The 25,857-nt window shown below is 65.0% G+C and carries 23 protein-coding genes; 12 read left to right on the forward strand and 11 right to left on the reverse strand.

The annotated features are described in order from the left end of the window. Genes LVJ94_06680 through LVJ94_06700 form a run of 5 tightly spaced genes read right to left on the reverse strand, consistent with a single transcriptional unit; the run spans position 1 to position 4,855 of the window. A complete protein-coding gene (locus LVJ94_06680; GenBank protein WXB06920.1) occupies positions 1-2,250 on the reverse strand; it encodes a beta-propeller domain-containing protein in 2,250 nt (749 codons plus the stop codon). Positions 2,251-2,292: 42 nt separating this feature from the next. Then, complete coding sequence (locus tag LVJ94_06685) at positions 2,293-3,378, reverse strand: M14 family metallopeptidase (protein ID WXB06921.1); 1,086 nt, start codon at positions 3,376-3,378, stop codon at positions 2,293-2,295. Positions 3,379-3,415: 37 nt separating this feature from the next. Continuing rightward, positions 3,416-3,919 (reverse strand): DUF417 family protein, encoded by a 504-nt coding sequence (locus tag LVJ94_06690; protein WXB06922.1) that lies wholly within the window; start codon positions 3,917-3,919, stop codon positions 3,416-3,418. Positions 3,920-3,959: 40 nt separating this feature from the next. Continuing rightward, entirely contained in the window at positions 3,960-4,193 is a 234-nt protein-coding gene (locus LVJ94_06695; protein ID WXB06923.1) for a hypothetical protein, read from the reverse strand. Between the two features lie 44 nt (positions 4,194-4,237). Next, positions 4,238-4,855: a sigma-70 family RNA polymerase sigma factor gene (locus tag LVJ94_06700; GenBank protein WXB06924.1), complete on the reverse strand. Its 618-nt coding sequence runs from the start codon at positions 4,853-4,855 to the stop codon at positions 4,238-4,240. 32 nt (positions 4,856-4,887) lie between these two features. Between LVJ94_06700 and LVJ94_06705 the strand changes: the two genes are divergently transcribed. The 3 genes from LVJ94_06705 to LVJ94_06715 are packed head-to-tail and all read left to right on the forward strand — an operon-like array spanning position 4,888 to position 6,682. Beyond that, a complete protein-coding gene (locus LVJ94_06705) occupies positions 4,888-5,406 on the forward strand; it encodes a hypothetical protein (GenBank protein ID WXB06925.1) in 519 nt (172 codons plus the stop codon). A gap of 39 nt (positions 5,407-5,445) precedes the next feature. Next, positions 5,446-5,760, forward strand: coding sequence for an NIPSNAP family protein (locus LVJ94_06710; GenBank protein ID WXB06926.1), 315 nt, complete (start codon positions 5,446-5,448; stop codon positions 5,758-5,760). A 34-nt stretch (positions 5,761-5,794) separates the two neighbouring features. Beyond that, on the forward strand, positions 5,795-6,682 hold the full coding sequence (locus tag LVJ94_06715) for a dihydrodipicolinate synthase family protein (protein WXB06927.1): 888 nt from the start codon (positions 5,795-5,797) through the stop codon (positions 6,680-6,682). On the opposite strand, the gene LVJ94_06720 is transcribed toward LVJ94_06715, so the two are convergent. The 4 genes from LVJ94_06720 to LVJ94_06735 form a co-directional block, all read right to left on the reverse strand. Continuing rightward, positions 6,679-7,527 carry a hypothetical protein gene (locus tag LVJ94_06720; GenBank protein WXB06928.1) on the reverse strand — a complete coding sequence of 283 codons (849 nt, stop codon included), beginning with the start codon at positions 7,525-7,527 and terminating at the stop codon, positions 6,679-6,681. The two genes, LVJ94_06715 and LVJ94_06720, sit on opposite strands and share 4 nt — an antisense overlap. 87 nt (positions 7,528-7,614) lie before the next feature. Continuing rightward, on the reverse strand, positions 7,615-8,385 hold the full coding sequence (locus tag LVJ94_06725) for an SDR family oxidoreductase (GenBank protein ID WXB06929.1): 771 nt from the start codon (positions 8,383-8,385) through the stop codon (positions 7,615-7,617). 12 nt (positions 8,386-8,397) lie between these two features. Then, the gene (locus tag LVJ94_06730) at positions 8,398-10,608 is read right to left on the reverse strand and encodes a prolyl oligopeptidase family serine peptidase (GenBank protein WXB06930.1); all 2,211 of its coding nucleotides are present in this window, start codon (positions 10,606-10,608) and stop codon (positions 8,398-8,400) included. Positions 10,609-10,651: 43 nt separating this feature from the next. After that, positions 10,652-11,851, reverse strand: coding sequence for a hypothetical protein (locus LVJ94_06735; protein WXB06931.1), 1,200 nt, complete (start codon positions 11,849-11,851; stop codon positions 10,652-10,654). Positions 11,852-11,896: 45 nt separating this feature from the next. On the opposite strand from LVJ94_06735, the gene mxcH reads away from it, so the two are divergent. Further along, the gene (gene mxcH / locus LVJ94_06740) at positions 11,897-14,065 is read left to right on the forward strand and encodes a TonB-dependent siderophore myxochelin receptor MxcH (GenBank protein ID WXB06932.1); all 2,169 of its coding nucleotides are present in this window, start codon (positions 11,897-11,899) and stop codon (positions 14,063-14,065) included. A gap of 4 nt (positions 14,066-14,069) precedes the next feature. Here the strand turns inward: mxcH and LVJ94_06745 are convergent, their stop codons facing one another. Next, entirely contained in the window at positions 14,070-14,558 is a 489-nt protein-coding gene (locus LVJ94_06745) for a transcriptional repressor (GenBank protein ID WXB06933.1), read from the reverse strand. 116 nt (positions 14,559-14,674) lie between these two features. On the opposite strand from LVJ94_06745, the gene LVJ94_06750 reads away from it, so the two are divergent. Continuing rightward, entirely contained in the window at positions 14,675-16,660 is a 1,986-nt protein-coding gene (locus LVJ94_06750; GenBank protein ID WXB06934.1) for a hypothetical protein, read from the forward strand. After that, complete coding sequence (locus LVJ94_06755; protein WXB06935.1) at positions 16,660-17,334, forward strand: hypothetical protein; 675 nt, start codon at positions 16,660-16,662, stop codon at positions 17,332-17,334. The genes LVJ94_06750 and LVJ94_06755 overlap by 1 nt, the downstream gene beginning before the upstream one ends. 583 nt (positions 17,335-17,917) lie before the next feature. Here LVJ94_06755 and LVJ94_06760 read toward each other — a convergent pair. Continuing rightward, the gene (locus tag LVJ94_06760; GenBank protein ID WXB06936.1) at positions 17,918-18,925 is read right to left on the reverse strand and encodes a threonine/serine dehydratase; all 1,008 of its coding nucleotides are present in this window, start codon (positions 18,923-18,925) and stop codon (positions 17,918-17,920) included. Positions 18,926-19,005: 80 nt separating this feature from the next. Here LVJ94_06760 and LVJ94_06765 point away from each other — a divergent pair, with 80 nt between their 5' ends. The 6 genes from LVJ94_06765 to LVJ94_06790 all read left to right on the forward strand — a co-directional run bounded on the left by LVJ94_06765 (position 19,006) and on the right by LVJ94_06790 (position 25,848). Continuing rightward, a complete protein-coding gene (locus tag LVJ94_06765) occupies positions 19,006-19,917 on the forward strand; it encodes a LysR family transcriptional regulator (protein ID WXB06937.1) in 912 nt (303 codons plus the stop codon). A 69-nt stretch (positions 19,918-19,986) separates the two neighbouring features. Beyond that, positions 19,987-20,712: a hypothetical protein gene (locus LVJ94_06770; GenBank protein ID WXB06938.1), complete on the forward strand. Its 726-nt coding sequence runs from the start codon at positions 19,987-19,989 to the stop codon at positions 20,710-20,712. A gap of 10 nt (positions 20,713-20,722) precedes the next feature. Next, positions 20,723-21,769: a histidine kinase gene (locus LVJ94_06775; protein WXB06939.1), complete on the forward strand. Its 1,047-nt coding sequence runs from the start codon at positions 20,723-20,725 to the stop codon at positions 21,767-21,769. Further along, positions 21,766-22,533 (forward strand): response regulator, encoded by a 768-nt coding sequence (locus LVJ94_06780; protein ID WXB06940.1) that lies wholly within the window; start codon positions 21,766-21,768, stop codon positions 22,531-22,533. The genes LVJ94_06775 and LVJ94_06780 overlap by 4 nt, the downstream gene beginning before the upstream one ends. 310 nt (positions 22,534-22,843) lie before the next feature. Beyond that, the gene (locus tag LVJ94_06785; GenBank protein WXB06941.1) at positions 22,844-24,331 is read left to right on the forward strand and encodes a B12-binding domain-containing radical SAM protein; all 1,488 of its coding nucleotides are present in this window, start codon (positions 22,844-22,846) and stop codon (positions 24,329-24,331) included. Positions 24,332-24,528: 197 nt separating this feature from the next. Continuing rightward, on the forward strand, positions 24,529-25,848 hold the full coding sequence (locus LVJ94_06790; GenBank protein ID WXB06942.1) for a serpin family protein: 1,320 nt from the start codon (positions 24,529-24,531) through the stop codon (positions 25,846-25,848). The last annotated feature ends 9 nt before the right edge of the window (positions 25,849-25,857 follow it).

A 25,857-nucleotide genomic window follows, 5' to 3' on the forward strand; every position in this document is an offset into this window, starting at 1 on the left:
TCAGGGAGAGAGCGGAAGGTCCGCCACGTCGACGCCCAGGCGGCCGAGGTGCTGGACCTTCGCGCGATCCGAGGCGATGGAGTAGACCAGGTCGTCGAGGAAGATGCTGCGCTTGACCGCCGAGGAGGCATTGGACCACCAGGTGCTGCATCCCATATGGCTGCCGGCGTGGTTCACCCCCCCGAGCCGCGTGAAGCCTTTGTCGATGTCCACGTCGTAGACGAGCAATCCGCTGAAGGAGACCTCGTTGCCCTGCATCCCGTCCCCGCCGCCTTCGCAGACGGTCATGGGCACGGCCAAGAGCCCCTGCTCGGCGAAGTAGTTGAACGCGAGATGATCGGTCGCCGCCTCCGAGCTCGAACCGCGCGTTCCGATTTTCTCCTTGTGCACGAGCTTTGGATCGGTGGGATTCTTCACATCGAAAAGCTGTAGGATGACTCCATCGAAATAGGCGAAGCTGCCATGGTCGTTCGCGTCGAAGCCAATCGACAACAGGTGTTCCGGGTCGATGCGGTGGATGTATGTGGAGAAGCCGGGAATCTTCAGCTCCCCGAGGATCGCCGGGTGCGCCGGATGGTAAAGGTCGAGCACGAACAGGGGATCGGTTTTCTTGAAGGTGACGACATAGGCGCGGTCGCCGTCGAAGCGGACGGCGCGAATGTCTTCGCCCGGGGCGATTTTCCCGATGGCGCCCACGCGGGCCAGGTTGTGCCCTCCGCCTTCGCGTAAAATGGATACCGTGCTTTGCACCTTGGGATCGGGCACGCGTCCGCGCGTGGTGGCGATACGCAAATAGCCGGCCCATTCATCCATGGCAAATTGATTGAGCACGTGACCTGGAACCACGCCGCTGCCCAGGTATTTCGTGTCGTGCGGGTTGCCGCCGATACGGAATTTGTGAATCTCGCTCACCTCGTCGTAGGACGATTTTTGATGGGTGACCGACAGATAGAGCCCGCTCTCGGAGGCGAATACTGCGCCGGGCCGGCTCTTGACCATGGCCGTGGTGGGCGCGGATTTGTCGTTCTGCAAATCGAAGGAGACCACCGTGGTGAACGCCCCGCCATCGTGGACCCGGGTGCGCAGTAAGCCCTCCTTGCAAATGGGTTGCTCGGTTCCGTGGTCTCGCATCGTGGGAAAGGTGGGGGGCTGCTCGCGAAGCTTGCGCTCGTTGGCGAGTTTGAGCTTCCAGAACTTCGCCTCGGCGACCTTTTCGCTGATCTCGTCGCAGCTGCCCAGATCTTCGGGCCATGTGGCGTACGAGGGGGCGAGGGAATCGCCATCGGCGACCACGGTGTGTACGGCATTGCCGATGCGCCGGGCGGCCATGAGGGAGCCGGAGAGGTCGATTTGCCGCACGATCTTCGGCGCGGTGCGATCCGCCACGTCGTAGACGGTGATGGTCGTTTTGGTGCCGTCTCCGGCGAAGGCGCAATCGTAGCCATAGGTGCAAGGGCGGTTCGCGGGCGCATTGGAGCTGTAGACCACGGCGTGATCGCCCTCGACGAACAGGTTGCGCGCGACACCCGACAGGGGCGTGACCGATACGATGCGCGGCTGCAGCGCTTCGGCGATGCGCAAAGCGCCATTGGCTGCAAAGTACACGTAGCGGCCATCGTTCTTCACGATGTCCGCCTCGTCGACCCCTGCGACCTGGTTGTTCGTACCCGAGGCCCTGCCGGCCTTCGCAGGCGCTTCTTGCTTCGGTGCACCGGTACCCTGCGGTGCAGCCGCATCGATCGCCATGCTCGCGTGGCCTTCGGAGAGGGGTTTGGGCATTGCAGTGGTGGGGACGGGGACGGACCGCGGGGGCTCGGGCGCATCCATCTCCAGCGAGCTCCGTTTGGAATACCTTCGCGCCTGACAAGACTCCTTATTTCTGCGCCATTGTCCGAAGGCGCGATCCACCTCTGCGCGCATGGCCTGCACGCGTGCTTCGCGATCCTCGCTCGCCGCTTTCGCGCAGCTCGCACTCTCCAGACGCGATGTCGCAGGGCTCGGCTCACCCGCCATCGCGGCCATGACCACGGGCGGCGGCGGACGTTGCGGCACCGGCGGCCGGGGCCGATGCACGAAACGAGAAGGTGGCGCCGTTGCGGTTGCGACCGCGGGTGGCTCGACCTTGGCGATGGCCACCTCCGCAGGCGCCGCAACGCCCGATGCCCCCGGTGGGGCATGACCCGACGGAGCACAACTCACGACCACTGCACATCCCATCCCCAGCGCCCAACCGAATTGCACGCGTGCCATGAGCGTCTCTTACGCACGGCCCGCGTCAACGATCTCGACGTCTCACGGATTGGCGTGAGGTGGCGCATCGTCGAATTGCCCAATGCTGGCAATCGACTCCCCGGCGCGGATGGGCGGCGTCTTGGTCACATAGACGACCGTACCGGCAATGGGCGCACGCGCCTCGGCCAAGACCTGGCCAAAGAAGTCGCGGATCGTTCCCACGCGCTCACCGGCCTCGACCCGTTGCCCTGGTTGCAGACTCGTCGTCAGAATGCCCTCGGCCGTGGCCGTGATGGACTCCGTGCGCACGAGCCACCGCGGATGCTCCACCGGCCGCGCTTCCCCCGGCAGAACGTGGAGGTGCCGCAGCACCCGCATCACCCCATCGGCCACGCGCGCCACCTCGGCCTCGGGCGCTTGCGCAAGCTGCCCCAACTCGACGCCAATGGCCGGCTTGCCCCGCGCGGCGGCGGTGTCGCTCGTGTACTTCGTGTGCGCGGGATCGAGCACCCCCGGCGTGCGCGCTTTGACCACGTCGATGCCGAAGGCGAGGGCCATGTCCCGCGCCCGCGCCACGAGCCGGGGATCCGGCGAGTCTGCAATGTAGGCTACGTACGGGGTGAGCGCTTCGTTCGCATCGCCGGCATGCAGATCGAGCATCGCATCCGCGCGCTCGATCACGTCGCGGGTGAGCACGTGCGCGACGCGTTCGGTGAGCGTTCCATTGGCCTTTCCGGGAAAGACGCGATTCAGGTTTTTCCAGTCGACGGGTGAATAGTACACGGTGCGCTGAAAGAACGCGGGCGGGTTCGACGAATGCACCAACACCACGGTGCCGGAGAGCTCCTTCGGATCGAGCTGTTCGCGCAATCGCTGCGAGGCCAAGATGGGCACGTACTCCGAACCGTGGACCCCCGCGAGCACGGCGACGACGGGCCCCGGCTTCGCGCCGCGCACGATGGTCATGGGCAATTGCGTTGCTCCATCGGGGCCCGCCGCCACCGGCAAGAACCCCGATTGCTTCTGCCCAGGCTCGACACGAACATTGCCCCATTGGCCCGCCGCGGACGGCTCCGCGACGGCGGTGGCGTGTGCGGAACATGCGGTGAGAACGAGTGCCAACGCCAACGAGCCGATACGATGCATGAGCCGAAGAAATGGGGCACCTTCGGCGATATGGCAATCACCGAAGTGACCTGCTCAATTCGCCAATTGTGTATTCGTTCGAATGCCGCAACGCTTCGGCGGCGCTCCATAGCGAGGCGCCCAGCAAAAAGACGTCCTTCGCGATGAAGCATCCCATTTCGTTTGGCACAGGCAGGGGAAAGCCGGGAACCGACACCCAGATGCCTGGGGTGGTGACGAGAAAGCTCAACGTCGTCAAAAAGATCAGCACCCCGCCGAAGCTTCCCACGGCCGCGACCTTCGCGGACCACGGTCGTGCGAGCAGTGCGCCGGCCACGACGATCTCGAGGATGCCAATGACGTTCGACACGCCACGCACACTGGTGAGCGCGTACATCCACGACATGAACGGGCTGTTGCGAACGAGCGGCTCGATGCCTTGCGCCTCGACGGCGGTGAACTTGAAGGCGCCGAAGAACAGAAGAATCGCCACCAGACCATAACGGAGCACGTAACCGCCGACGCGTTCGACACGTACCGGGTCGATCGAAAGGGAATCCATGACCAATGCCTCCTTTCCCCTTCGACGCCCGCGCGAAGTCTTACGCCGAATCGCGCAGCGCGAGCAAAAGCGCTTCGTATTCCTCCCGGCACTCGGGACAATCCCTTAAATGGGCCTCGACGGTGCGGAGCGCCTCAGGAATGGTGAGCCCGGCGAGGACGGTCTCGGCGTAGGCGCCCACGCGGGAGAGGCAGTCGTCGCAGCCGATTTCGTCCTCTCGCGTGGAGAGGACCCCCTCGACCAACCACTGGATCTCTTGTTTTGTGAGGGACATCGCTCGCTACCTTCTTCCTCTAGATGCATCGTGCACGGACTGCCTTACCTTTCGCTCTCGAAGGCCCAGCGCACGTCGTCGGCGCTCAGGCCGGCGTCGAGCAACGCACGCAGCAGGGCACGCCGCGCGTCATGGCCAAGTTTGTACAGCGCATTGCGTCCAATGCCGAGCTGCAGGGCAATCTCCTCTTGCGGCATGCCGCGCAACTCGCCGGCGATCACCTGCCGCTGGCGCGGGGTGAGCCTCTCTTGGGTCGCGCGCTCGAGCACCTCCAGCGCGTGCCTTTGCGCCATCGATTGCTCGGCTGTCGCGACGGGCTCGTCGTAGCCGGGGAGGTTCCACGCATCGTCCGGGGCGACGGCCTCCAGCGAGACCTCGCGCCAGTGTGCCCGCCGCAGCTCGCTGAGCGCGACCCGCATGGCCACGGCCATGGCCCAGGTGGTGAACCGACTCTCGCCGCGGAAATCCGCCAGGCGATCGAGCACGCGGAGCAGCGCATTCTGGGCCATGTCTTCGAGCGTGGCTTCGTCGAGCGCGCGGGATGCCAACCCATGCGCAAGCCCGCGCAAGAGACGACGTCGGAGCTCCTCGCGGACGCCGTCGCCCTGCGGGCTCGGCCCTCGCAGTGCGACGAGCCATTCTTCGTTCGAGCGAATCTCCATGGTGAACGCTTGCCGAGGTATATAACGCAAGGATGCCGCGGACGTACTCCCTCCACTTCGCCTCCGAGTTGAACGCCCCGGTCGAGGTGGTCTGGGCCACGGTTGGCACCATGAAGGGCGTCAATGCCGAGTTGGGGCCGTGGCTGCGCATGACCGCGCCGCCGGAGGCTTCCGATCTGCGCATCGAAGACGCGCCGCTCCGCACGCCGATGTTTTCCAGTTGGGTGCTTTTGGGCGGCCTCGTTCCCATCGACCGGCATCACTTCATGCTGGCGGCGGTCGAACCCGGGCGTGCCTTTTGGGAAGAGTCCACGTCCTGGAGTCAAACGCGCTGGGAGCACCGCCGCCGTGTTGCCGCCAGAGACACCAGCGGCGACACCAGCGGCGACACCAGCGGCGGCGAAGGGGGGTGCGTTTTGACGGACGCGCTGACGTTCACCCCGCGCATTGGCGCGCTGGGGCCCCTTTTGAAGCGCGTGATTGGCGCCATCTTTCGACATCGGCATCGGCGCTTGCGCCGGCGCTTCGGTGAGCTTACATCGCTAAGGTAGCGGGCGTGCGTGCCCGCGCCCAGTCTGGGGAGGCCATGCATGTTCATCGAGGTGCGGACGTACACCCTTCATTGCGGCAAAATCCCTGAATTTTATTCCTTGTACGAGTCCCAGGGGCTCGAAAAACACGCCCGAACACAGGGAAACCTCATCGGGGTGTTCTCCTCGGAGATCGGCGAACTGGATCAGATCACGTTCATGGTCGGCTACGACGATTTGAAACAGCGTTCCGAGCGTCGCGCCCAGTTGTACGCCGATCCCGATTGGCAGAGGTACGCCGACCGTGTGCGGCCGCTGATCACGCGGCAAGAGAACAAGATTCTCATCCCCGCGCGCTTTTCGCCGCTTCGCTAGTGCCACAAAAGTGCCAGGAAGCTAGGGCAAGAACATGGGTACCTTCGAAGGACTGGTCGCCTTTTCGGTGACGCCGACCCGCCCCGATGAATCCATCGACGAAGACCGATTGTGCGCGCACATCGACACGCTCATCGCGGCGGGTGTCGATGGCATTGCCATTTTCGGTAGCACGGGATCCATTGGATCCTTCTCCGAGGCCGAGCGCCGCCGCGTCGCCGAGGTGACGACGAAGCACGTCGGCCGCCGCGTGCCCGTCGCCATTGGCACGGGCGCCATGACCACGGCCGAAGCCGTGCGCCTTTCCGAGCACGCGGAAAAAGTGGGTGCCGACGCCCTCTTGGTCGTGCCCATCACGTATTGGCCCTTGAACGAGGCGGAGCTCTGCGCGCACTACCGCGCCATCGCATCCGCGACGCAGCTTCCCATTTTCGCATACAACAGCCCCGTGCTGACCGGCGTCGACATGACACCGAACATCATCGTGCGTCTCTGGCAAGACGGCCGCGTGAAATACCTCAAGGAGAGCGCCCGCGATCTTCTACGCATTCCTCAGGTCAAAGAGGCCACAGAAGGCCGTCTGCGCATCTTCGGCGGCCGCGACGACTCCATCGTCGAAGCCCTGCGCCTCGGCGCCGACGGCTGGACCTCCGGCGCCGCCAACATCGTCCCCCGCGCATGCCGCCGCCTTTTCAATTTTGCGAATGATTCGCAAAATGAATTCGCCGCCCATATCCTGCAGCGCCGCCTGGCCCCGCTCATGTCCTTCCTCATGGACAAGGGCCACGTCAGCGTGTGCCACACCGCCCTGGAGATCCTAGGCCGCCCCATCGGCACCCCACGCCGCCCCATCCTTCCCCTTGCGGGCGAAGACCGCATTCACCTCGAGGGGATTTTGAGAAGCCTGGAGGAGGAACTTTAGGCGGTTGCTTTGGCTACTTGAAGCGCCACGTCCGGCAGATCGCCGCGTGCGCCGACGGCATCGGCCACGCCCAGGCAGGTGCTGTCGCGGAAAATGCCTAGCTCGTAATGCACGGATTCCGTGTCGGCCGATCGGATCGATAGCCCGATCTCGTACTCGCCCGGGTAGGTCACCTCGCGGAGATAGTGGATCTGGTACGACCACGGAGGAAGGTCCGGCGGCGGGTACGCACCGCCCGTTCCGATGGATTGTGTCGTAAACGCGGCGACGGCCTCGTCATACCAAGTGGCCAGCGCGACGAAGTTGACGTGATGGTTGGAATCGACGTCACCGATCCGGGAGCGGAGCGGGGCCCAGTATGCGTAATGATCGCGTTGCAGGCGCTGGGGACTCGGGCGAGCCACCGTCGATTCGCTTCCTGATAGCTGAAGTTCAGCGAGATCGGCGAGGAGCTCGTCCGGAAGTTGGAGCGGCCCCGTATGGCTTGCCAATACGACCGTGGCGTTGCCGCTGCCTACACGCTGCTCACCGGCGGTGATCTCTTGCTCGTAGGAGAACGAGGAGCGCCCGATCCGGCTGATGCCCGTGTGCACGTGAACGTGAGCACCGGTCGAGCCGGCCGGTGCGAGCCGGTTGATACCTTGACCGACGAGCAGGATGGCGAACGGGCCGAAACCACCCGTCGCCACGAGGCGTTCGAAGCGGCGCAGTCGTAGCCGGATCCGGGCATCCTCGAGCCAGCGGGCCATGCCGATCGTACTTGCTTTGCCATTTCGGCCGAGGTCGGCCTGCCGCACGTGGACGTCAATCTTGATGGGAAATTTCCGATTGTCGAGCAATGTCATCGCTGGTCAGCCTCACCCACGATAGGACGCGGCTCGAACGTGGTTGGCGCACAGAAATCGCCCGCGGTCGCGTCCGTCTTGCTCGGTTTAGCGTCCGCGTTCGGCACCGCCGTTGACTTGGATGATTTGCCCGGTGACGTGGGAGGCCTCCGGCGATGCGAGCCAGCCAATGGTGTTCGCCACGTCCTCGGGCGTTCCTGGGCGCTTGTTCATGGTTTGCGCGATGAGCGTCTCACGGCGCTCGTCGGAGAGCTTCTCCCCGAAGAACTCGGTATCGCGGATGTAGCCCGGGGCCACCGTATTGACGGTGATCCCTTTTGGGCCGAGCGCCGTCGCCAGATCGTAGGTATACGGATGCAATGCCGCCTTGGCCGCGGCATAGCAACCCTGGACGGAACCGCGGTAGGCCGCAATCGAGCTGACGAACAAGATGCGTCCGCCGGGCGATCGCAATCGGTCCCGCAGCCCTTCGGTGAGTAGCACCGTGGACAATACATTGAGCCGAAAGTTGTCCGTCCACCGTCGCGCAACGCCCGCCAACCCATCGGCATACTGCGCATCCGACGCTTGCATGACGACGGAGCCGCCCGCTGCGTTCACCAGCACATCGACGTGAGTGAACGCTTCCCGGATCCGGCCGACGACCCCCTCGGCACTTTCCGCCGCGCTCAGGTCCCCCGTCAGGCAAAGCGCCGCAGGGGCTGCAGGCAATTCCGCGGCGAGCCGCTTGGCCGCATCCGTGAGAATGTGTGCCCTGCGCCCGAGGAGAACGAGCTGAGCCCCCTTTCGTGCAAAGTACACGGCCGAGGCAAACCCAATTCCCGTACCCCCACCGCTAATGACGACGACGTTGGTCATGAATGCTACTCCTTATTGCCGATTCGCATACGTTATGTCGAGCTCGCGGAAAAGAAATGCGAACACTTGCGCGTCTTCCTCGGCGCGTTTGAAGACACTCGTGCCGATGCCGTGGCCGGCGTCGAGCCATGTGCGCAGGAGAATCGGCGAGTCCGACGTGGAGAGCGTCTGCAGCTTCGCGGCGAATTCCCGCGCATCGCCCGGCGGGACCCGCGCATCGGTCACCCCGGACAGGATGAACACCGAAGGGTAAGCTGCCGCTTTGGTGTTTTGGTATGGCGAATAGGCTACAAGCTTCGGTGCCATCTCGGGATCGAGCATCGACCCGAATTCGGTCGTGTTGAATAGACCATTGGGCCATGTTTCGAATCGCACCATATCGAGAAAAGGTACCCCGACGACCGTCGCGCGTGCCAGGTCGGGCCGTTGGCTGAGCACGGCCGCCATCAAAAGGCCGCCATTCGAGCTGCCGCGGATTGCGAGTTTGCGCCTCGATGTGTAGCCGGCGGAAACGAGGTGATCGGCCGAAGCGATGAAGTCGTCGAACACGTTCTGCTTGCGCCCCAGCTTTCCGTCGATGTGCCACGATTCGCCGTTGTCGTTGCCGCCGCGGATGTGCGCAATCGCCCAAATACCGCCATGATCGAGCCACACGCGGCGTCGCGCTTCGAAGTTCGGCGTGTAGCCGAAACCGTATCCGCCGTATCCATTGAGCAACAGCGGCGTGGAGACCGAACGCGGTGTTCCGCGCTTCATCAAAAGGGTGATGGGCACCTTGGTGCCATCGCGGGACGCCGCCACCTCGTCCACGATGTCGAGATCGTCGAACCGCGCCGGTGATTCCGCGAACAGTGGCGTCTTTTGCAGCTCGAACGCCCCTGGATCGAGCCGTCGAATCGACGGCGGCGCCGCGTACGATTCCATCTCGACGTAGAGCGAACCGTTCGGCGCTGGCATCGTGGGTTCCACGGTCGAACGCTCCGGCAGCCGCACCTCCCCCCGGAGCTTCCCGGAAAGGTCGAACGAGCGAGCGCGCGACGCCGCACGCACGATGTCGAAGACCACCAGCTGATTCTTCGTCGCGACGACACCGGTGAGCTCCCGATCGGACGCAGGGACCACGACTTTGCCTTCCGCGAGCCGCGGCGTGCGAATGGGAATGCGCACGATGGATCCTCGCGGATCGCCTTTTCGCGACAGCAAATACAGTGCGTCGCGCGCAACGCCCATTTCCGGGATGCCATCGGATCCCTCCGCGAGGCGCGTCCACGTGTAACCCTTCACCGAGGGCTGCCCGACGTACCAGAGACGGTCGCCGCCGTCACCAATGTGAACCTTGGCCACGATGACCCCATCCTCCGTGGGGTGCAGCAGCTTGATCTCGGCAATGACCGGAAGCTCGAGCGGCACGCGTTCGTCGCGCTCGATCGGCGTGCCGATCACGTGGCGATAGAGCTGTTGATGGCTGTGCAGCTCCGCCTCGGGTCGCTCGCCCGGTGCGGGGTAGCGCGTGTAAAAGATGCTCTTTCCATCGACTGCGAAGGCCGCGCTGCCCCCGCCGGTGCCGTATTGAACCCGAGAAATCGGTCCGTCGATGCGCTTGCCCGTCGCAGCCTCGAATACATAGAGCGAGCCGTCCTCGCTGCCATTCTTGGATAGCGACGCCGCAAGGCGCTTGCCGTCCAGCGAAACCGCGAACCAATCGATCGACGTCTGCCCCGTCGTATCGAATGCCGCCGGATCGAACACGATGCGTTCGTCGCTCAGTTTTTCGATCTGTGGCCCGAGCACGATCGCGGGTTGCGGCGCCTTCGGGGCGCGACGCAGCGCAAAGACGCCACCCGTCGTACCGATCATTTGAAAAAGCGTCGGCTTGGAGCGCAGCGTGAGCTCTTGAAAGCGATTCCGCAATGCCTCGAGGTGCGGATACTCACCGAGACGGGCGGTGGTGAATGCATTCTGGGCCTCGATCCAGCGGCCCACGGCGGGGTCGGCGTCGTTCCTCAGCCAGGCATAGTCGTCCTGAAACGACATCCCTCCCATCTGAAAGGAGGAGGCCCGTTTCTCCGTCGGCGGGTACACGGGCCGCTTGCTCACGGAGGCCACCGGCGGGGCAGACGCCGAGACCGCAGGCGAAGAAGGCACCGCGGCGGGCGGTGCCTCCGCTTGTCCGCAGGCGATTCCGAGTGCAGCGAAGGGCAGGGCCAGGCGTGAGAAGCGCATGGCCTACGTTGTACGCTCCTTTCGCGACGTTGCGAAAATCCGATCAGCGAACTTTGAACAACCGAAGTGACCAGCCCCGCGTTTTGAACAGCTCGACCGGCTTGCTCGGGTCGCCCAAGTCGTACACCGTGGAGCCGGTCCACTCGGCGGACGGGCTCAGGAGGTGCATTCGCCCGTCAATTTCGAATGCGTAGAAGGAACCGCTGTTCCAATCGATGCCTTCGAGCGGCGCAGCCTTGCCCGTGGCCATGTCGTAGGACCAAATGCGCCAGTTGGCGGAGCCGATGAGGGGCTCGGGGTCGGTGGTTTCATCGTAGGTGACCCGCGTTTCGTCGAAGGCCGAGAAGATCATACGGCCGTTGCCCACGTAACGAAGGGCCGAGCCTTCGTGCCCGTCGGCGATGCTGGCAAAGGTAAAGGCGGCTTCGGCTTCGTCCTTTCCGGCGGGGATTTTGACCACGCAGCTCGCGGGCGACTTTTTCACGAGGTGCACCACGGCGGCACTTTGCCAATTGCTGAAATACAGATTTCCCGCGTCGTCCTGGGTGCCATGATCCAGGTCCGGGCAGCCGGCCTCGATGTATTTGACGAAGGTGTCGTTCTCCACGTCGATGACCGCAATGCGCGAGTCCTGCGTGAAGTTGTGATAGGACTCGTCGGTCCAGTAAATCGGTTGATACAATCGCCCGCCACGAATTTCCGTCGAGCGATCGGCGAGGCCCAAATCGATGATGAATCCGGGGCGCTGTTCGAGCTCGGGCAGGCGTACCGTCGTGGTGACGGTCATCGTCGTGGGGTTCCATACGACGTATTCGCGCGCCTTGAAGTTCATCATGTACGCCTTCGTCGGGCTGACGAAGTCGTTGCTCCATAGACCTACGTCCGAGAAGCCATAGGCACCGAAGGAAATGCGCCCTTGTTCCACGAGGGCGCCCCCGCGCACGGCGAACTTCGTCACCGTTTGCTTCTCGTTGTCCGACACGTAGACCATTCCCCCGTACACCCACGTATCGGCCGCGCCCGAATATTCGCGCGCTTTTTTGTAGTCGATCTCTTGTGGTTGCAAGGAATCGAGCACGCTCACGTACGCCGTCCTCCCGCCCTCGGGGGTGAACACCAAGCTGCTCACCACGTAGGCCGGACCTGTGTCCGAACCGTTCCCACCCGAATTGTCATCCGAGCTGCTGCAGGCTGCGAGTGCGGCAATGGCGGTGGCGCCAAGGGCGATGGTCGTCTTCGTCATGATGTTTCTCTCGCGCGGCTTGACAGCCGGTCGGTGTGGGTGCGAATGATTCGCATCTTCAATTTCTGCCGCCCGGTTGTCAAGGCGTCACCCCGTCGTCGAATGAAACTCGCTTTCGTCGTTTGCATCCTCGGCACCTGCACGGTCGCCGTCCGCGCACATGCGCAAGAAGCTGCCCCCGCGGAAGTCAAAGTGCGCGGACGTGCCTCGGAATCCCAGCGCCTTCAACGCTCCGCCGAGGCCGTTACCGTGGTCAATACCGACCGCGCAAAACGACAATCGGCGGATATGGGGGAGGTGCTCGCGCGCATTCAGGGCGTGGCCCTGCGCCGTATGGGCGGATTGGGATCGGATGCGCGCTTCTCCCTGAATGGATTCTCCGACGACCAGATTCGCTTCTTCCTCGACGGCGTTCCACTCGACGTCGCCGGTTATCCATTCGGCATTGCCAACGTTCCCGTGAACCTGATCGATCGCATCGAGATTTACCGCGGTGTCGTTCCGGTGCGCTTCGGTGCTGACGCGCTCGGGGGCGCGGTCAACCTCGCGGGCGATCGTCGATACGACACCGGAGCGAACGTCTCCTACCAATTCGGTTCCTTCGGCACGCAACGCTTCACACTCGGGGGTCGTTACCGCCACGAGCCGAGCGGAATCGTCGCGCGCGCGAATGGCTTTTTCGACGTGGCGAAGAACAACTACGACGTCGACGTGCTCGTCCCACAGACATCCGGTGCGCAAATCCCCATGACCGTGCGCCGCTTTCACGACGGGTACCTCGCCTACGGTGTTTCCGTCGAGGCTGGCGTCGTCGATCGCCCGTGGGCCAAGCGCCTGCTGCTTCGAGGGTTTACCACCGGCTACGACAAGGATCTCCAAAACGACGCCATCATGTCCAGGGTGTACGGCGAGCCGACCTACGGTGAGCGCGTGAGTGGCGTCACGGTGCGCTACGAGCAGCCGCTCCGTGAGAACGTCGAGCTCGAGCTCGTGGGCAGCTACGCGTACCGCAGCATCGATTTCGTCGACAAAAGCCATTGGCAGTACAATTGGCTGGGACAGCGCAGTCGAGAGCTCCGTGACTTCGGCCGTGGCGAGATCGACGCCAAACCCCGCGATCAAACCGAGTGGCAACATACCGGCTTCGCCCGCGCGACGCTCGCATGGACGGTGGCGCCCGAGCACACGATTCGTTTGACCACCACGCCCACCTACGCCACGCGTACCGGCGAAGGCCGCCTTCGCGACATGACGGTGCGCGATCCGCTGTCGGCGCGAAATACGTCGATGACCCTCGTCTCCGGGGCGGAATACGAATTTGGTGCGGAGTCAAGATTTCAAAATATCGCCTTCGTGAAAAACTACGTTTACCACGTCGACGGCGAAGACATCGAACTCAATGGGGCCGGGAAGTCCCTCGAGAAAGATTCGCTGACCTTCGGTGCCGGCGATACCCTCCGCTACCGCGTGAACGATTGGCTCTACGCGAAAGCGTCGTACGAATACGCCACCCGGTTGCCCCGCCCCGACGAGGTGTTCGGCAACGGCGTGCTCATCACGCCGAATCTCCAACTCGAGCCGGAGGTGAGCCACAATGCCAACCTCGGTCCGCGCATCGAGCTTCGGCGCTCGCGTGCCGGTGATATCGCCGTCGACGTCAATGCGTTCTTGCGTGAGAGCGACAAGCTCATCGTCCTTTTCGGAACGGAGCGCTTCTATTCGTATCAAAATGTCTACAAGACGCGGGCCATCGGCGTCGAAGGTTCGTTTGCGTGGACGGCGCCCTTTCGCTGGCTCACCCTCGATGGAACGGTGACCTATCAGGACGTGCGCAACGCCTCCAGCGAAGGTCTTTTCGGTGCCTTCGATGGCGATCGCGTCCCGAGCAAGCCGTGGCTCTTCGGCAGCTGGGGCGCGCGCCTGCGCTTTCCCCACGTGCTTCGCGCAGACGACTGGCTCGAAGCATTCTACGTAGGCCGGTACGTGCATCGCTTTTATCGAAATTGGGAAAGCTTCGGCGCCTTGGATACCAAAGATGCCATCGATGCACAGGTCACCCATGCTGTGGGCGTGACCTATTGGCTGCACACCGACCTTACGACCCTATCGACGAGCTTCGAGGTGCAGAACCTCACCGATGCCAAGGTGTTCGACTTTTTCGGCGTACAGCGGCCCGGTCGTGCCTATTTCGTCAAGGTTACCGCTGATTTGTAGCGCACTACGACTTTCGGCACGTTTTGCAGCGCCCGAGGAGCTCGTGCACGTGCTCTTCGATTTCGAAATGGTGCCGTGCGGCAATCTCGCGTTGAAGTGCTTCCATCGCTTCGGAGTGAAATTCGATCACCCGTCCGCAGACCTTGCAGACCAGGTGATCGTGGTGCTCCCGCTCGAAGGCCGCCTCGTAATAGTTGCCATGGCTTCGCGAAAGCATGGTCGGCTGGATGATGCCGGCCTCGATCAAGAGGGGAATGGCCCGGTAGACGGTGGCCAGGTGCGCTTGGGATACGCCCTGGTTCTTGAGCACACGCAAGAGGTCTTCCACGTTGAAGTGCCCGTCGTAGGTGAGGGCGGCGCGAACGATTGCCTCGCGCACCGTCGACAGTTTGAGGGCGCGGCCGTGGAGCACATCGCGAAATTTCTCGATGGCTCGGGTGACGTCGCCGCCCTTGGGGCGACCTTTGGTGGCTTTTCTCCGCGTGACATCCATCGGTCCGAGAGTATCCGCCGCCAAAAATGACCGCACCGTAGATCTTTTGGGATTTCGCGCCGTAGCTCGGAAGCGGGTTTCCAGAATCGGCGTTGGCTAGGCGAGAGGTGTTGGCGATGGCGCGAGGATGGGTGCGCGGGGTCGGGGTTCTCGGTGTGGTCGTGGCCTCCGGATGTGGTTCGGGCCGCGGGGTCCTGTCGGAGGCGCGCCCGCCCGCGAAGACGCAGCATGCGTGCTTGCGCGCGCACCCGCCACCCTCGGTGGCCGCGGCAGCCGCGCAGGATCGGGGCCGCCAAGGTGCGCAGGTGGTGCTCGCGACGGCGGGCTCGAACCGATTGGCGTACGTGGCGGACGAGGACGATGGGTCGATTCATGTCATCGACGTGGGGTCGATGCTCGAGCGAACGACGTTCGACGCGGGCGGCACGCCGGGGCAAATGATGATGCTTGCCGATGGTCGCCTCGTGGTGACCTTGCGGGACAAGGCGCAGGTGCGCGTGTTCGAGCCCTCCGAGGGCGGGACGATGGTCGAGCGGTGCGCGGTCGATACGGCGACCGAACCGGTGGGGCTGGCGATGAGCCCCGACGATGCCACCGTGGTCGTGACCTCGGGCTGGGGCCATGCGCTGACGGCGCTGGATGGCGGTGATTTGCACCGGAAATACCAAGTGGAGCTGCCGAGGGAACCGCGAAGTGTCATCGTCTCGGACGATGGCGCCAAAGCGTACGTCGCCCACGCCGTGGGCTCGGCGATGAGCGTGGTCGATCTTCGCGCCGACCCGCATGCCGTGACGAGCATCGGCCTCAAAGGGCACGACGAACGACCGCGGTTCAAGGCGAAGCGCGTGCACGATGGGATTCGCAAGCGCCGCGCCAAGACGTTGGAGGCGGCCTTCGAGGGGACCGAGAAGGTCGAGCGCCTTGCATGCCAGGGGTTTGCCCTCGCCAAGAGCGTCGCACCGACGGGGCGTGTGCTTGCGCCGCAGGTGCTGGTGGAGAACGGCGACACGCGCGAGCCGTCGGACGGGTACGGTTCGATGAGCGGCGGTCCGTCCGAGGTGCCGGACGTCGCGGTGATCGACCAGGGATCCGATCGTCCCTTCGAGGCGTCGCTGCTGGTGCGCTCGGACCGCAGCGTCTCCCCGCACGAGACCGAGTGCCTTCTGCCGCGCGCGGCGGCGGTGGATCCGGCGAGCGGATCGCTGTTCGTCACCTGCCTTGGAAGCGATACCCTCGTCGAGTACGACGCGGCCTCCACCGAGCCGCATCGCACGGAGCTGCGTCGTTGGCGGGTGGCCTCGGGGCCGATGGGGCTGGCCATCGACGCGGCGTCGCATCGCGCCCTGGTGTGGTCACAATTCGACCGAACCTTGAACGCCGTGCCGCTGGGCGATGCCGCGGAGCCCGCGCCGGTGATGCGCCTTGCATTGAGCCGGCGTTCGGCCCGGGCCGAGATGGCGGATCTCGCGTTGGGGCGAAGGCTCTTTCACGCGGCGGGCGATGAGCGCATCGCGTCCGATGGCCGGGCGTGTGCGTCGTGCCATCCCGATGGTCGCGACGACACGATCACGTGGGCGACGCCCGATGGGCCGCGGCAGACGCCGATGCTGGCGGGGCGCATCGAAGGAACGGCGCCCTACGCGTGGGTCGGAAGCGGTGACGATGTGAGCGCGCACCTCGGGCACACGTTCTCGCGGCTTCGCGGGCGTGGTTTGGAGAAGCACGAGCTCGAGGCTCTGGTGGCCTATGTGACGCAAATGACGCCACCGCCGCGCGAGGGCGATGCGAATACCGCGCGGCTGGAGCGCGGCTCGCAGATCTTCCACTCGACGGAGGCCGGCTGCGCCTCGTGCCACGGCAAGAACGGCCGCGATCCCGACGGGCTGCGGCACGACGTTTCGAGCCGAGCCACCTCCGACGTGACGGGCGAATTCGATACGCCGTCGCTGCGGTTCATCGGCGGCAGCGCGCCGTATTTTCACGACGGTCGCTATACGTCGCTTCGTGCCCTACTCGTGGAGACGGACGGCAGAATGGGCAAAGTTTCGCACCTTGCTCCCGGCGATCTCGATGCGCTGGAAGCCTACGTTCGGACCCTGTGATGAAGCCTTTGATCGCGGCTGCCGTGGTGTTGCTTTCGGAGCTTCATCGAGGTCCGACGGTGGAGGACGGCATTCGAACGATGCCGACGAGTGTCGCTTCGGCGGAAGCGGTGCCAGGTCTTCGTGTGGAGCCCCACGAGCGCCCGGAGGAGGGCGTCGAGATCCACGCCGATGCGCTGCCCGGTACCGCTCCGGGCTGCCTGACGCGTGTCGGGCTCGAACATATGTCGCCCCATATGTCGATCCTTCCGCCGGAGCGGGTCATGCCCGTGCGGGTGGAGCGCTTGCGGGAGCAAGAGGGCGCGGCATCGTTGAGCATCGAGCACGTCTTCGTCGATCGGCGCACGCGGGCGGCCCGGAGCTTCCGCAGCGAGACGATGGCGCTGAAGCCCGTGGCGAGTTTTCTCGCGTCCGCGGGCGAGTCGCGCCACGTCTACGCGTACCGCGATGAGCACTTCGTTCACGTGGTATGGCCCACCGCGGACAATTGCGGGCACGCGCATTTGCGCATCGATGCCACGGATCCCAACGGCCCCAAATCGAGTGTCGTGGCAAGGACCTGGACGGCGACGTCCTCGTCCCCGAAGTCGCGCCATGTGCGCGTGAGCGCGAGCCTGAGCCAGTCGACCAGGGACCCCGAGCCGGTTCTCAGCGTGAGCGTGGCCGTGCGCTAGGTTTCCGGGGGTCCAAGGCAGCTGGGCGCCGTGCGGCGCTCCTGCTTGGTTCGATGCGACTGTCCCGGGACAGGCACATGGTGGCCGGGACGGGCAGGCGTGGTGCGCGATGCGCGGTTTTCTCGTTCGAATGGGTGGGGGCGCCGGTGGCCCCAATCTGGCATTGCATCAGGGCAGGAATCGCCGCGTGGTGCTCCGGACACCGCGCGGTCGAGACCGCAGACGATGGGTCGACATTTGGTAAAGATGGGAGTCGACAGCTCGCCGCGTGCCCGAGAAGGCAGGGAACCAACGCCCACGGGCGTCCAGCTATCGGGAACAACACGCGACGTGTGACGGGAAGCGCAGCGGGCGCCGACCGGTGGCGGAATCCTCGTTGGGGAAGCTGCCTTGTACAAAACTGCTCGCAACCACCGGACCTTATGCCTCCTCTTCATCTGGCAAATAAGAAAAGGCCAGCAGCAGAATGTGTGCGAACGCGCGGAGCGCTCGTTTGCGCACGCGTTTGTCCTCTTGCCGCTCGGGACCCGGGGGGTGGTGCTCCCGCCGCGTACTCGTCGCGGACGTTTGCCCGGGGAGCGCGCTAGGCGCTTGCCGCCGCGATGGGGACCGTGCGCTCGAAGCTCTCCCGCTTGAAGTCTGCGCAGAGCACCTCGGGCATCTCGCGCTCGCTCGCATTGCCGCCGCTGCACACGACCGCGATGCGCTGACCGGCGAAATCCTCCGGGTACGAGAGCACCGCGGCCACGGCTGCGGAGCCCGCGCTCTCCGACAGCGTATGCGCATGCGTCAACATGAGGCGCTGCGCGCACCGGATCGACGCATCGCTCACCAGAATGAAGTCGGCCAGCTTCCCGCGGATGATCTCCTGCGGAAGCGCATACCCACGCCCGGTGGCGAGCCCCTCGGCGATGGTGCGGTTCGACTGCGTGACGCACTTCCCGAGGCGCCACGACTCGTGCGCCGCGGGCGAAGCCTCCGATTGCACCGCGACCACACGGCACTTCGGGGCCATCGACGCCGCCACCAGGCATGCCGCCGCGACCCCGGTACCGCTGCCCACCGGCACGATGACCGCGTCCAGATCGGGCATCGACTCGAAGATCTCCACGTAACACGTGGCAACCCCGGCCACGAGATCGGCCTCGTCCGCGTGGATCAATCGCATCCCTCGTTCGACCGAGACGCGCGCCGCATTGGTCGCCGCCTCGTCGACGGTGGCGCCTTCGAGCAGCACCTCCGCACCCCACGCCCGCACGGCCCGCACCTTCTCGGCGTTCGCGCGCTCCGGCATGGCAATCACGCACGGCGCCCCGAACAAATGCGCCGCGTACGCGATGGATTGCGCATGGTTGCCCGTCGAGTACGCGACCACACCGTGCTTCCGGTACTCGGCATCCATCGACGATAGGATCGTGATACCGCCACGGATCTTGAACGCCCCCGTGGGCTGCACATTCTCGTGCTTCACGTACACCTTCGCCCGCAGGGAGGCGTCGAGCACGGGGTAAGACCACATCGGGGTCGGCGTCAGATGTTGGCCGATCACCCGCCGCGCGCGTAGCACATCGGTGAAATTCGGAATGCGCATGGGGCACCGTCGCAAGGTTTGGCACATACGTCCAATGCCAATGTTGGCGACAATTCATAGATGCGGTCTATATTTGCGTCATGCTGGATTTGACGCGCCTGCGTGTGCTCGCCACCGTTGCCGAACACGGTTCCGTGACCACCGCGGCCGAGGTGCTTCACTATGCGCAGCCCTCGGTCAGCCATCACCTGGCCCGCCTCGAGGAAGAAACGGGGGCCAAGCTCGTGCAAAGGGTAGGGCGCGGCATCCGCTTGACCGATGCCGGCCGACTCCTCGCCGACCGGGCCACCGAGATCCTCGGCCGCCTCGACGCGGCGGAGGCGGAGCTCGCGGCGCACGTCGGCTTGCGCGAGGGCAGGGTGCGCCTCGCCGCATTTCCTTCGGCGCTGGGCACCTTCGTTCCGGCCGCCGCCGCCATCCTCGCGGAGCAGCATCCGCGCCTCCAGCTCACCTTTCTCGAAGCCGAGCCCCCGGAGGCTCTGCAAATGCTCCGCACCGGCAACGTCGACGTGGCCGTCGTGTTCCAGCACGATCTCGCCGCCACCACCGACGAGGGCGAGCACGGCATCCGCCTGACCCGCCTTCTCACGGAGCCCGTGTACCTCGTCGTGCCCAAGGGCCGCCGTCGCGGAACGGACCTCGCCGCGTACGCCAAGGATCGCTGGATCGCAGGCTGCGAGCGCTGCCGCCGCCACCTGCTCGCGCAGTGCGCGCTCGCGGGATTCACGCCGCAGATCGCGTTTACGACGGACGACTACATCGCCGTGCAAGCGCTCGTCGCCGCAGGCCTGGGCGTCACCACCTTGCCCGAGCTCGCACTTCTTTCCGCACGCCACGCGGGCCTGGTGGCGCGCGCACTCCCCGGTGCCGAGCGCTACGTGCTCGCGGCCACCTACGGGCAACCGCCCGATCCTCCCGCGACGGTCGCCCTGCTCGATGCCCTTGCGGTCTCCGCCCGTCGCCGAGGCCGCCCCCCCGCCCGCGACCGCTGACCCCCGCGTTGCGACCGCTCGGCGCGACGCCTCCACGCCTGCCGCCCGGCGCGACCTAGCTTCTATAGCATGCGCAAATGGCTCGGTGTCCTCGTCGTGACCCTCGGCATCGCCAGCACCGTCGACGAAGGCCATGTCGCCGTGACGGCGGCCCACGCGATACGCGTCACGGGCTACTACCGCGACCCCGACGTCGCCAAGCTACCCGCGGCCATGTCCTTCGCGTACGCGCGCCTGCGTGCCCAGGACGTCGACCTCACGCCGCGCGACCCCATCGAGTTCGGCGACATCGAGCACGCCGCCGGCGTCGTCATCTTTCTCCACGGCTTTGCGGGCAGCTTCGTCCTACCCTGTTGGGAACTCTCGCGCGCCGCCGCGCATGCCAAACTCGCCACCGTGTGCCCTTCGACGGGCGTGAACGGCGACTGGTGGTCCGCCTCCGGCGAAAAGACCCTACGCGCCACCGTCGCCAACCTGCGCCGGCGCGGCGTCCAAAGCTTCTACCTCGCGGGCCTCTCGAACGGCGGCGTCGGCGCGACCGTTCTGGCGCCGCGCATGCGTGGAACCTTCAAGGGCCTCATTCTCCTGTCCGGAGCCTCCTCGAGCGCCGCCAACCCGGGCATTCCCGTCCTCGCCGTGCAAGGCCGGCGTGACACGATGATGCCCGCATCCATGGTGCGTGCGTACACCCAGCGCGTGGGGGGCCGCTACGTCGAGCTCGATGCCGGGCACTTCTCCATGCTGATTCGCGCCGAGGAGACCCACGATGCCGTGGTTTCATGGCTCACGAGGTAAGCTCCGTCCCATGTCCGTACGGTCCACGGTTCGGGAAACGACCCGCGCGCTTCTCGCGCCCAAGCGGCTCGTGCCCGTGCTTCTCGTGGCCATCCCCCTCGTCATTGCCCAAGGCCGCTTCAGCGACGATCCGCTGGCCGTCTCCCTGGCCGTCGTCGACTGCCTCGCGTTCATCCTCATCGCCCCGCTCTCGTGGCGCGTCCTCGTGCCCGACGAGGCGGCGCCACGACGGCGCATCCTGGGGCTCTTGGCCTACGCGGTCCTCGGCATCGGCGTCGTCGTCACCCTCGGCGTGGCCGCCCCGGCGCTGCTTTCCATGCGCCTCACCTTCTTGACGACGGCCCCGAGCCTCTTCGTCTCGGTGGCGCTCTTCCTCGTGGGCGGCTGGGGCCTCGGGCGCGACATCGGCCTCGAGGCCAGCCTCTCGCGCGAGCGCGCCCGTGCGGCGGCGCTTGCACGTGAAGCGGAGAGCGCCCAGCTCCTCGCCTTGCGCGCGCACTTCGACCCGCATTTTCTCTTCAACACGTTGAACGCGATTGCCGAATGGTGCCGCGACGACGGCGAGACCGCCGAGCGTGCTATTTTGCAATTGTCCTCGATGCTGCGCACCATCCTTCAAGGCGTCCGCTCCCCCACGTGGCCATTGTCGAAGGAGCTCGAGCTCATGAAGGCGCTTTTCTCGCTGCATTTGATCCGCGACCCGGCCGCGTTTTCGCTTACATGGGACGTCGACGACGCGGCCGCCGAAACCAACGTGCCGCCCATGGTCCTTCTCCCGCTGGCCGAAAACGCCGTCAAACACGGCCCCGCGGCCGGCCACCGCGGTGAGATCGCCGTGCGCGTTCGCCTCGACGCCGGGGTGGTGCTCTTCTCCCTGGAGAACCCCGGCGCATACCGCGGCGCGCGTCCCGGCAGCGAGGGCCTCCCCATCGTGGAGCGAAGGCTCGCCGTCGCCTACGGCAACACCGTGAAACTCGACATGGTCCCCCTGGGCGACCGCACGCGCGCCCAATTGCGACTTCCCGCGAAGGGCCCCGACGCCGGAGTGCTCGTATGACACCGCTTCGCGTACTCATTGCCGACGACGAGGAAATCGCGCGCAAGCGCCTCACGCGCCTGCTCAAAGCCATCCCCGATATCGAACTTCGCGGTGAATGCGCCGACGGCATCGCCGTCCTCAAGCGCGTCGCGGAAGGCGATATCGACGTCATGCTCCTCGATATTCAAATGCCCGGTCTCACCGGCCTGGAGGCCATGGCCCTTCTGCCGGAGGATGGCCCATACACCATCTTTTGCACCGCATACGCGGAGCACGCCGTGGCCGCCTTCGACGTGGGCGCCATCGACTACCTCCTCAAGCCCATCGAGGGCGAGCGCTTGGAAAAAGCCCTGCAACGCGCACGCTCGCGCGAGGCCCGCGAGCGCTTCCACGCCGAACTTCGCGAACAACGTGAACAGGGCCAGAATGCCCTTCCACGATTGGCCATTCCCACGCAACAGGGCATCGTCCTCGTCGACCCGCGCGATGTGAGCCACGCGCTGCTCGAGGGGGAGCTCGTCACCATTTACGTCGGCGGCCAAAAGTACTTTACCGACTTCTCCCTGCAGACCCTCTCCGACAAACTCGCCCGCTTCCCCTTCGAACGCGTGCACCGCAAGGCCCTCCTCAACCTCGAGCACGTCGTCCAGCTCGAGCCGTGCCCCACCGGCGGCTACCTGGCCCACACCCGCACCGGCGCCACCGTCGAAATCTCGCGCCAATCCGCCCGCGCCCTCCGCAAACGCCTCGGCCTCCGCCGCTCGACCGACGACGACCCGTAATCGTTGACGAGATAGGAGGAGAAGGAAGAGAGGAGGGGCTGCCCCCACTCGCCACGCGTCCTCGGCGGCGGGCCGCCTGCGGGCGCGTGGCGGTCTCCCCCAAATGCTCGGCGGCGGGGCCGCCTCGCATGGGGGAGACAGCCGGCTGGAAGCCGGCAAGCCGCCGCCGAGACGGCGGCGCTCCATCGCGTGAGCGGACGACCCGCGCGCGACCCGGCGACCGCTCGCGGCCGGCTTTCGACCGCTCGCCCAAGCCCCGCGAATTCCCCGCGATCCCCGGACGTACTTCCATTGAACGAAAGGACATACGATGCCCGATCCGATGCAGAATGCACCCCTCTTGCCGCCCGCCCCGCGCGGCGAGCCGGTGCCGTACACGGTGCTCTTGATCAACCCTTTTTACGCGAAGGATATCCATGCCAGCTTCGGCAAACACGTGCTCACCCCGAGCCTTGCGCTCACCAGCTTGGCCGGAGCGACCCCTGCACCGTGGACGGTCCGCTTCTGGGACGAAAACCTCCTTCAAGGCGCGCCGCCATCCGACGAAGTCCCCCAGGTCGTCGGCATCACCGTCCATCTGACCTTTGCCAAGCGCGCGTACGAGCTTGCCGCCTGGTACCGCGCCCGCGGAAGCATCGTCGTCCTGGGCGGACTGCACGCGCTCTCGTGCCCCGACGAAGTGGCGGAGCACTGCGATGCCATGGCCATCGGCAACGGCGTGCCCATTTGGCCGAAAATTCTCTCGGACATCGAACACGGCAAACTCGAGCGCCGCTACCATGCCGAATACCGCAATTACGCATCCGACCCGGCGCCCGATCGCAGCGTCCTCCCGCGCTGGGGATTCCTCACCCCGGCGTCCCTCATTGCCACCCAGGGGTGCCACAATCGTTGCGACTTTTGCTATCTCGCCACCGGCGACACGCGCATCAAGTACCAAATGCGCACCGCGCAGCAAGTCGCCGACGAATTCGCGGCCACCGGCGCACCGTACGGCGTGTTCGTCGACAATAACCTTGGCTCCAACCGCCGCTACCTCCGCGAGCTCTGCGCCGCCTTGCGCCCATTGAACAAAATCTGGAGCGCTGCCGTCACCCTCGACGTGAGCGACGATCCTTCCCTCGTGCGCGACATGGCCCTCGCCGGCTGCACCGGCGTCTTCATCGGCTTCGAGAGCCTCACCGACGACAACATCCGCCTTGCCGGCAAACGCTCCCCGCGCGCCGAGGACTATGCGGCCCGCATCCAACTCTTTCACGCGAATGGCATTCAAGTGAACGGCAGCTTCGTCCTCGGCTTCGACCAGGACCGCCCCGACGCTTTCGAAAAGCTGGCCAACTTCATCGAGGAGCAGCGCCTCGAGTGTGCGACATTCCACATCCTCACGCCGTACCCTAATACGCCGCTGTTCGTGCGCATGGAGCGCCAGAATCGCATTTTGCACCGCGATTGGTCCCTCTACGATACCGCCCATTGCGTCTTTCGGCCGAAGCACATGACGCCCGAGCAACTCGAGGCGGGGTACGAATGGATCTACCAGCGCCTCTTTTCGCTGCGATCCATTTGGGCCCGGCGCCCGCGGCAGGCGTCGGCCGTGTTGCCATATCTCGGCATGGCCTTGCTTTACAAACGATCCAATTGGCTCTGGAAACTCCTCATTCGCCACCGCCTCACGCACGTCGTTTGGGCGCCGCTCGTCCATGCGACGCGCCTGCGCCACCTGCGCTATCGGAAGCGTTTGGAGAAGGAGCCGTCGGTCCCCGGCCCCCTCGTGTGGCCGATTCGGCCGAGCGTGTGACGGCAATTTTCCGCAAACGGCGCAAGCCAAGTCGCACGGCGCTGTGCCAGGTGTTGTGCCACTCGGATCACGGCGGCATCGCGGAGGTCGACATTCTCCCGTGAGCAGCGCAAAGAATCCCATCGTTCCAGCCAGGGCATGCCGTTTGCGAATCCGCTCCGTACACTGGCTCGTTGCCGTGTTCGGAGGTTCCGCCCATGCGCTCACGTATTTCACTTTCTTCGTCCATGCTTCTCTCCACGCTCGCTCTCGCCGCCTCGTCCGTGGGGTGCAGCAACGGCGACGACAACGCCGCTCGCGAGCCGGATCAGGTGAAATCCGAGCTCGCACGCGATACGGCGCCGTCGGCGACCTCCGCCGAAGTGGCCGCGCTCACGTCCGCCAATACCGATTTTGCATTCGATTTTTATCGTACGAGCGCACCCAAGCTCGCGGGTCAAAATCTCTTCTTCTCGCCGCACAGCATCTCGGCGGCGTTGGCCATGACCTTCGCCGGCGCCCGCGGAACGACCGCGCAGGAGATGACGAAAGCGCTCCACTTCGCCCAGGCGCCGGAGACCTTGCATTCGGCGATGAACGCCGTCGATCTCGCACTTTCTAGCCGCGGCCAAGGTGAAAAAGGGGCTGACGGAGAGCCGTTTCGCCTTCGGGTCGTCAATTCGAACTGGGCCAACACCGGCACACCGTTCGAGAAGCCATTCCTCGACACGCTCGCACGCAACTACGGCGCCGGGATGTACGTGACCGATTTCGAGCGCGAGCCGGAACCGTCACGCACCTTGATCAATCAATGGACGAGCCGCCAAACGGAAAATCGCATCAACGATCTCATTCCAAAGGGCGAAATTAGCACGAACACGCGGATGGTGCTCGTCAACGCCGTCTACTTCAATGCCGAGTGGTTCGCGAAGTTCGATGCAAACCTCACCGCCAAACAGGACTTCACCCGCGCCGATGGCACGAACCAACGTGCCGACATGATGACCCGGCAGACCGATTTCACGTACGCCGAGACGGACAGCTACCAGGCCGTGAACCTGCTGTATGCTGGTGGCGAGACCTCGATGGTGGTGGTGCTGCCGAAAGAAGGCCGCTGGGCGACCTTCGAATCCGAGTTCGATGGCTCCATCTACCGAAACATCACTTCGAGCCTCGCTCCGGCGACCGTCAAGGTATCGCTGCCGAAGTTCAAGATTGCCGGCGAGTCAATGAGCTTGAAGGAGACGCTCTCCAATCTCGGCATGCCCACGCCCTTCACCGGCAATGCCGATTTCTCCGGCATCCTCGACCCCAGCGTCTACCCGCTCATGCTGAAAGACGTACTCCACAAGGCGTTCGTCAATGTCGACGAGGTGGGTACGGAGGCGGCGGCCGCCACCGCCGTGATCGTGGACAAAGTCTCCGCGCCCCGCGAGGTGAAGGTCTTCAACGCGAACCGCCCCTTCTTCTTCTTCATCCGCGACATCCCCACGGGCGCGTTGCTCTTCTTCGGCCGCATGACCGATCCGCAGCGATGAGCGCCGGCC

This window comes from Sorangiineae bacterium MSr11367 (assembly GCA_037157805.1).
GTDB lineage: Bacteria > Myxococcota_A > Polyangia > Polyangiales > Polyangiaceae > Pendulispora > Pendulispora rubella.

Coding starts and splice junctions, on each gene's coding strand:
- LVJ94_06680 (WXB06920.1), bottom strand. CDS start 2,250: ATGGCACGCGTGCAATTCGGTTGGGCGCTGGGGATGGGATGTGCAGTG.
- LVJ94_06685 (WXB06921.1), bottom strand. CDS start 3,378: ATGCATCGTATCGGCTCGTTGGCGTTGGCACTCGTTCTCACCGCATGT.
- LVJ94_06690 (WXB06922.1), bottom strand. CDS start 3,919: ATGGATTCCCTTTCGATCGACCCGGTACGTGTCGAACGCGTCGGCGGT.
- LVJ94_06695 (WXB06923.1), bottom strand. CDS start 4,193: ATGTCCCTCACAAAACAAGAGATCCAGTGGTTGGTCGAGGGGGTCCTC.
- LVJ94_06700 (WXB06924.1), bottom strand. CDS start 4,855: ATGGAGATTCGCTCGAACGAAGAATGGCTCGTCGCACTGCGAGGGCCG.
- LVJ94_06705 (WXB06925.1), top strand. CDS start 4,888: ATGCCGCGGACGTACTCCCTCCACTTCGCCTCCGAGTTGAACGCCCCG.
- LVJ94_06710 (WXB06926.1), top strand. CDS start 5,446: ATGTTCATCGAGGTGCGGACGTACACCCTTCATTGCGGCAAAATCCCT.
- LVJ94_06715 (WXB06927.1), top strand. CDS start 5,795: ATGGGTACCTTCGAAGGACTGGTCGCCTTTTCGGTGACGCCGACCCGC.
- LVJ94_06720 (WXB06928.1), bottom strand. CDS start 7,527: ATGACATTGCTCGACAATCGGAAATTTCCCATCAAGATTGACGTCCAC.
- LVJ94_06725 (WXB06929.1), bottom strand. CDS start 8,385: ATGACCAACGTCGTCGTCATTAGCGGTGGGGGTACGGGAATTGGGTTT.
- LVJ94_06730 (WXB06930.1), bottom strand. CDS start 10,608: ATGCGCTTCTCACGCCTGGCCCTGCCCTTCGCTGCACTCGGAATCGCC.
- LVJ94_06735 (WXB06931.1), bottom strand. CDS start 11,851: ATGACGAAGACGACCATCGCCCTTGGCGCCACCGCCATTGCCGCACTC.
- mxcH (WXB06932.1), top strand. CDS start 11,897: ATGATTCGCATCTTCAATTTCTGCCGCCCGGTTGTCAAGGCGTCACCC.
- LVJ94_06745 (WXB06933.1), bottom strand. CDS start 14,558: ATGGATGTCACGCGGAGAAAAGCCACCAAAGGTCGCCCCAAGGGCGGC.
- LVJ94_06750 (WXB06934.1), top strand. CDS start 14,675: ATGGCGCGAGGATGGGTGCGCGGGGTCGGGGTTCTCGGTGTGGTCGTG.
- LVJ94_06755 (WXB06935.1), top strand. CDS start 16,660: ATGAAGCCTTTGATCGCGGCTGCCGTGGTGTTGCTTTCGGAGCTTCAT.
- LVJ94_06760 (WXB06936.1), bottom strand. CDS start 18,925: ATGCGCATTCCGAATTTCACCGATGTGCTACGCGCGCGGCGGGTGATC.
- LVJ94_06765 (WXB06937.1), top strand. CDS start 19,006: ATGCTGGATTTGACGCGCCTGCGTGTGCTCGCCACCGTTGCCGAACAC.
- LVJ94_06770 (WXB06938.1), top strand. CDS start 19,987: ATGCGCAAATGGCTCGGTGTCCTCGTCGTGACCCTCGGCATCGCCAGC.
- LVJ94_06775 (WXB06939.1), top strand. CDS start 20,723: ATGTCCGTACGGTCCACGGTTCGGGAAACGACCCGCGCGCTTCTCGCG.
- LVJ94_06780 (WXB06940.1), top strand. CDS start 21,766: ATGACACCGCTTCGCGTACTCATTGCCGACGACGAGGAAATCGCGCGC.
- LVJ94_06785 (WXB06941.1), top strand. CDS start 22,844: ATGCCCGATCCGATGCAGAATGCACCCCTCTTGCCGCCCGCCCCGCGC.
- LVJ94_06790 (WXB06942.1), top strand. CDS start 24,529: ATGCGCTCACGTATTTCACTTTCTTCGTCCATGCTTCTCTCCACGCTC.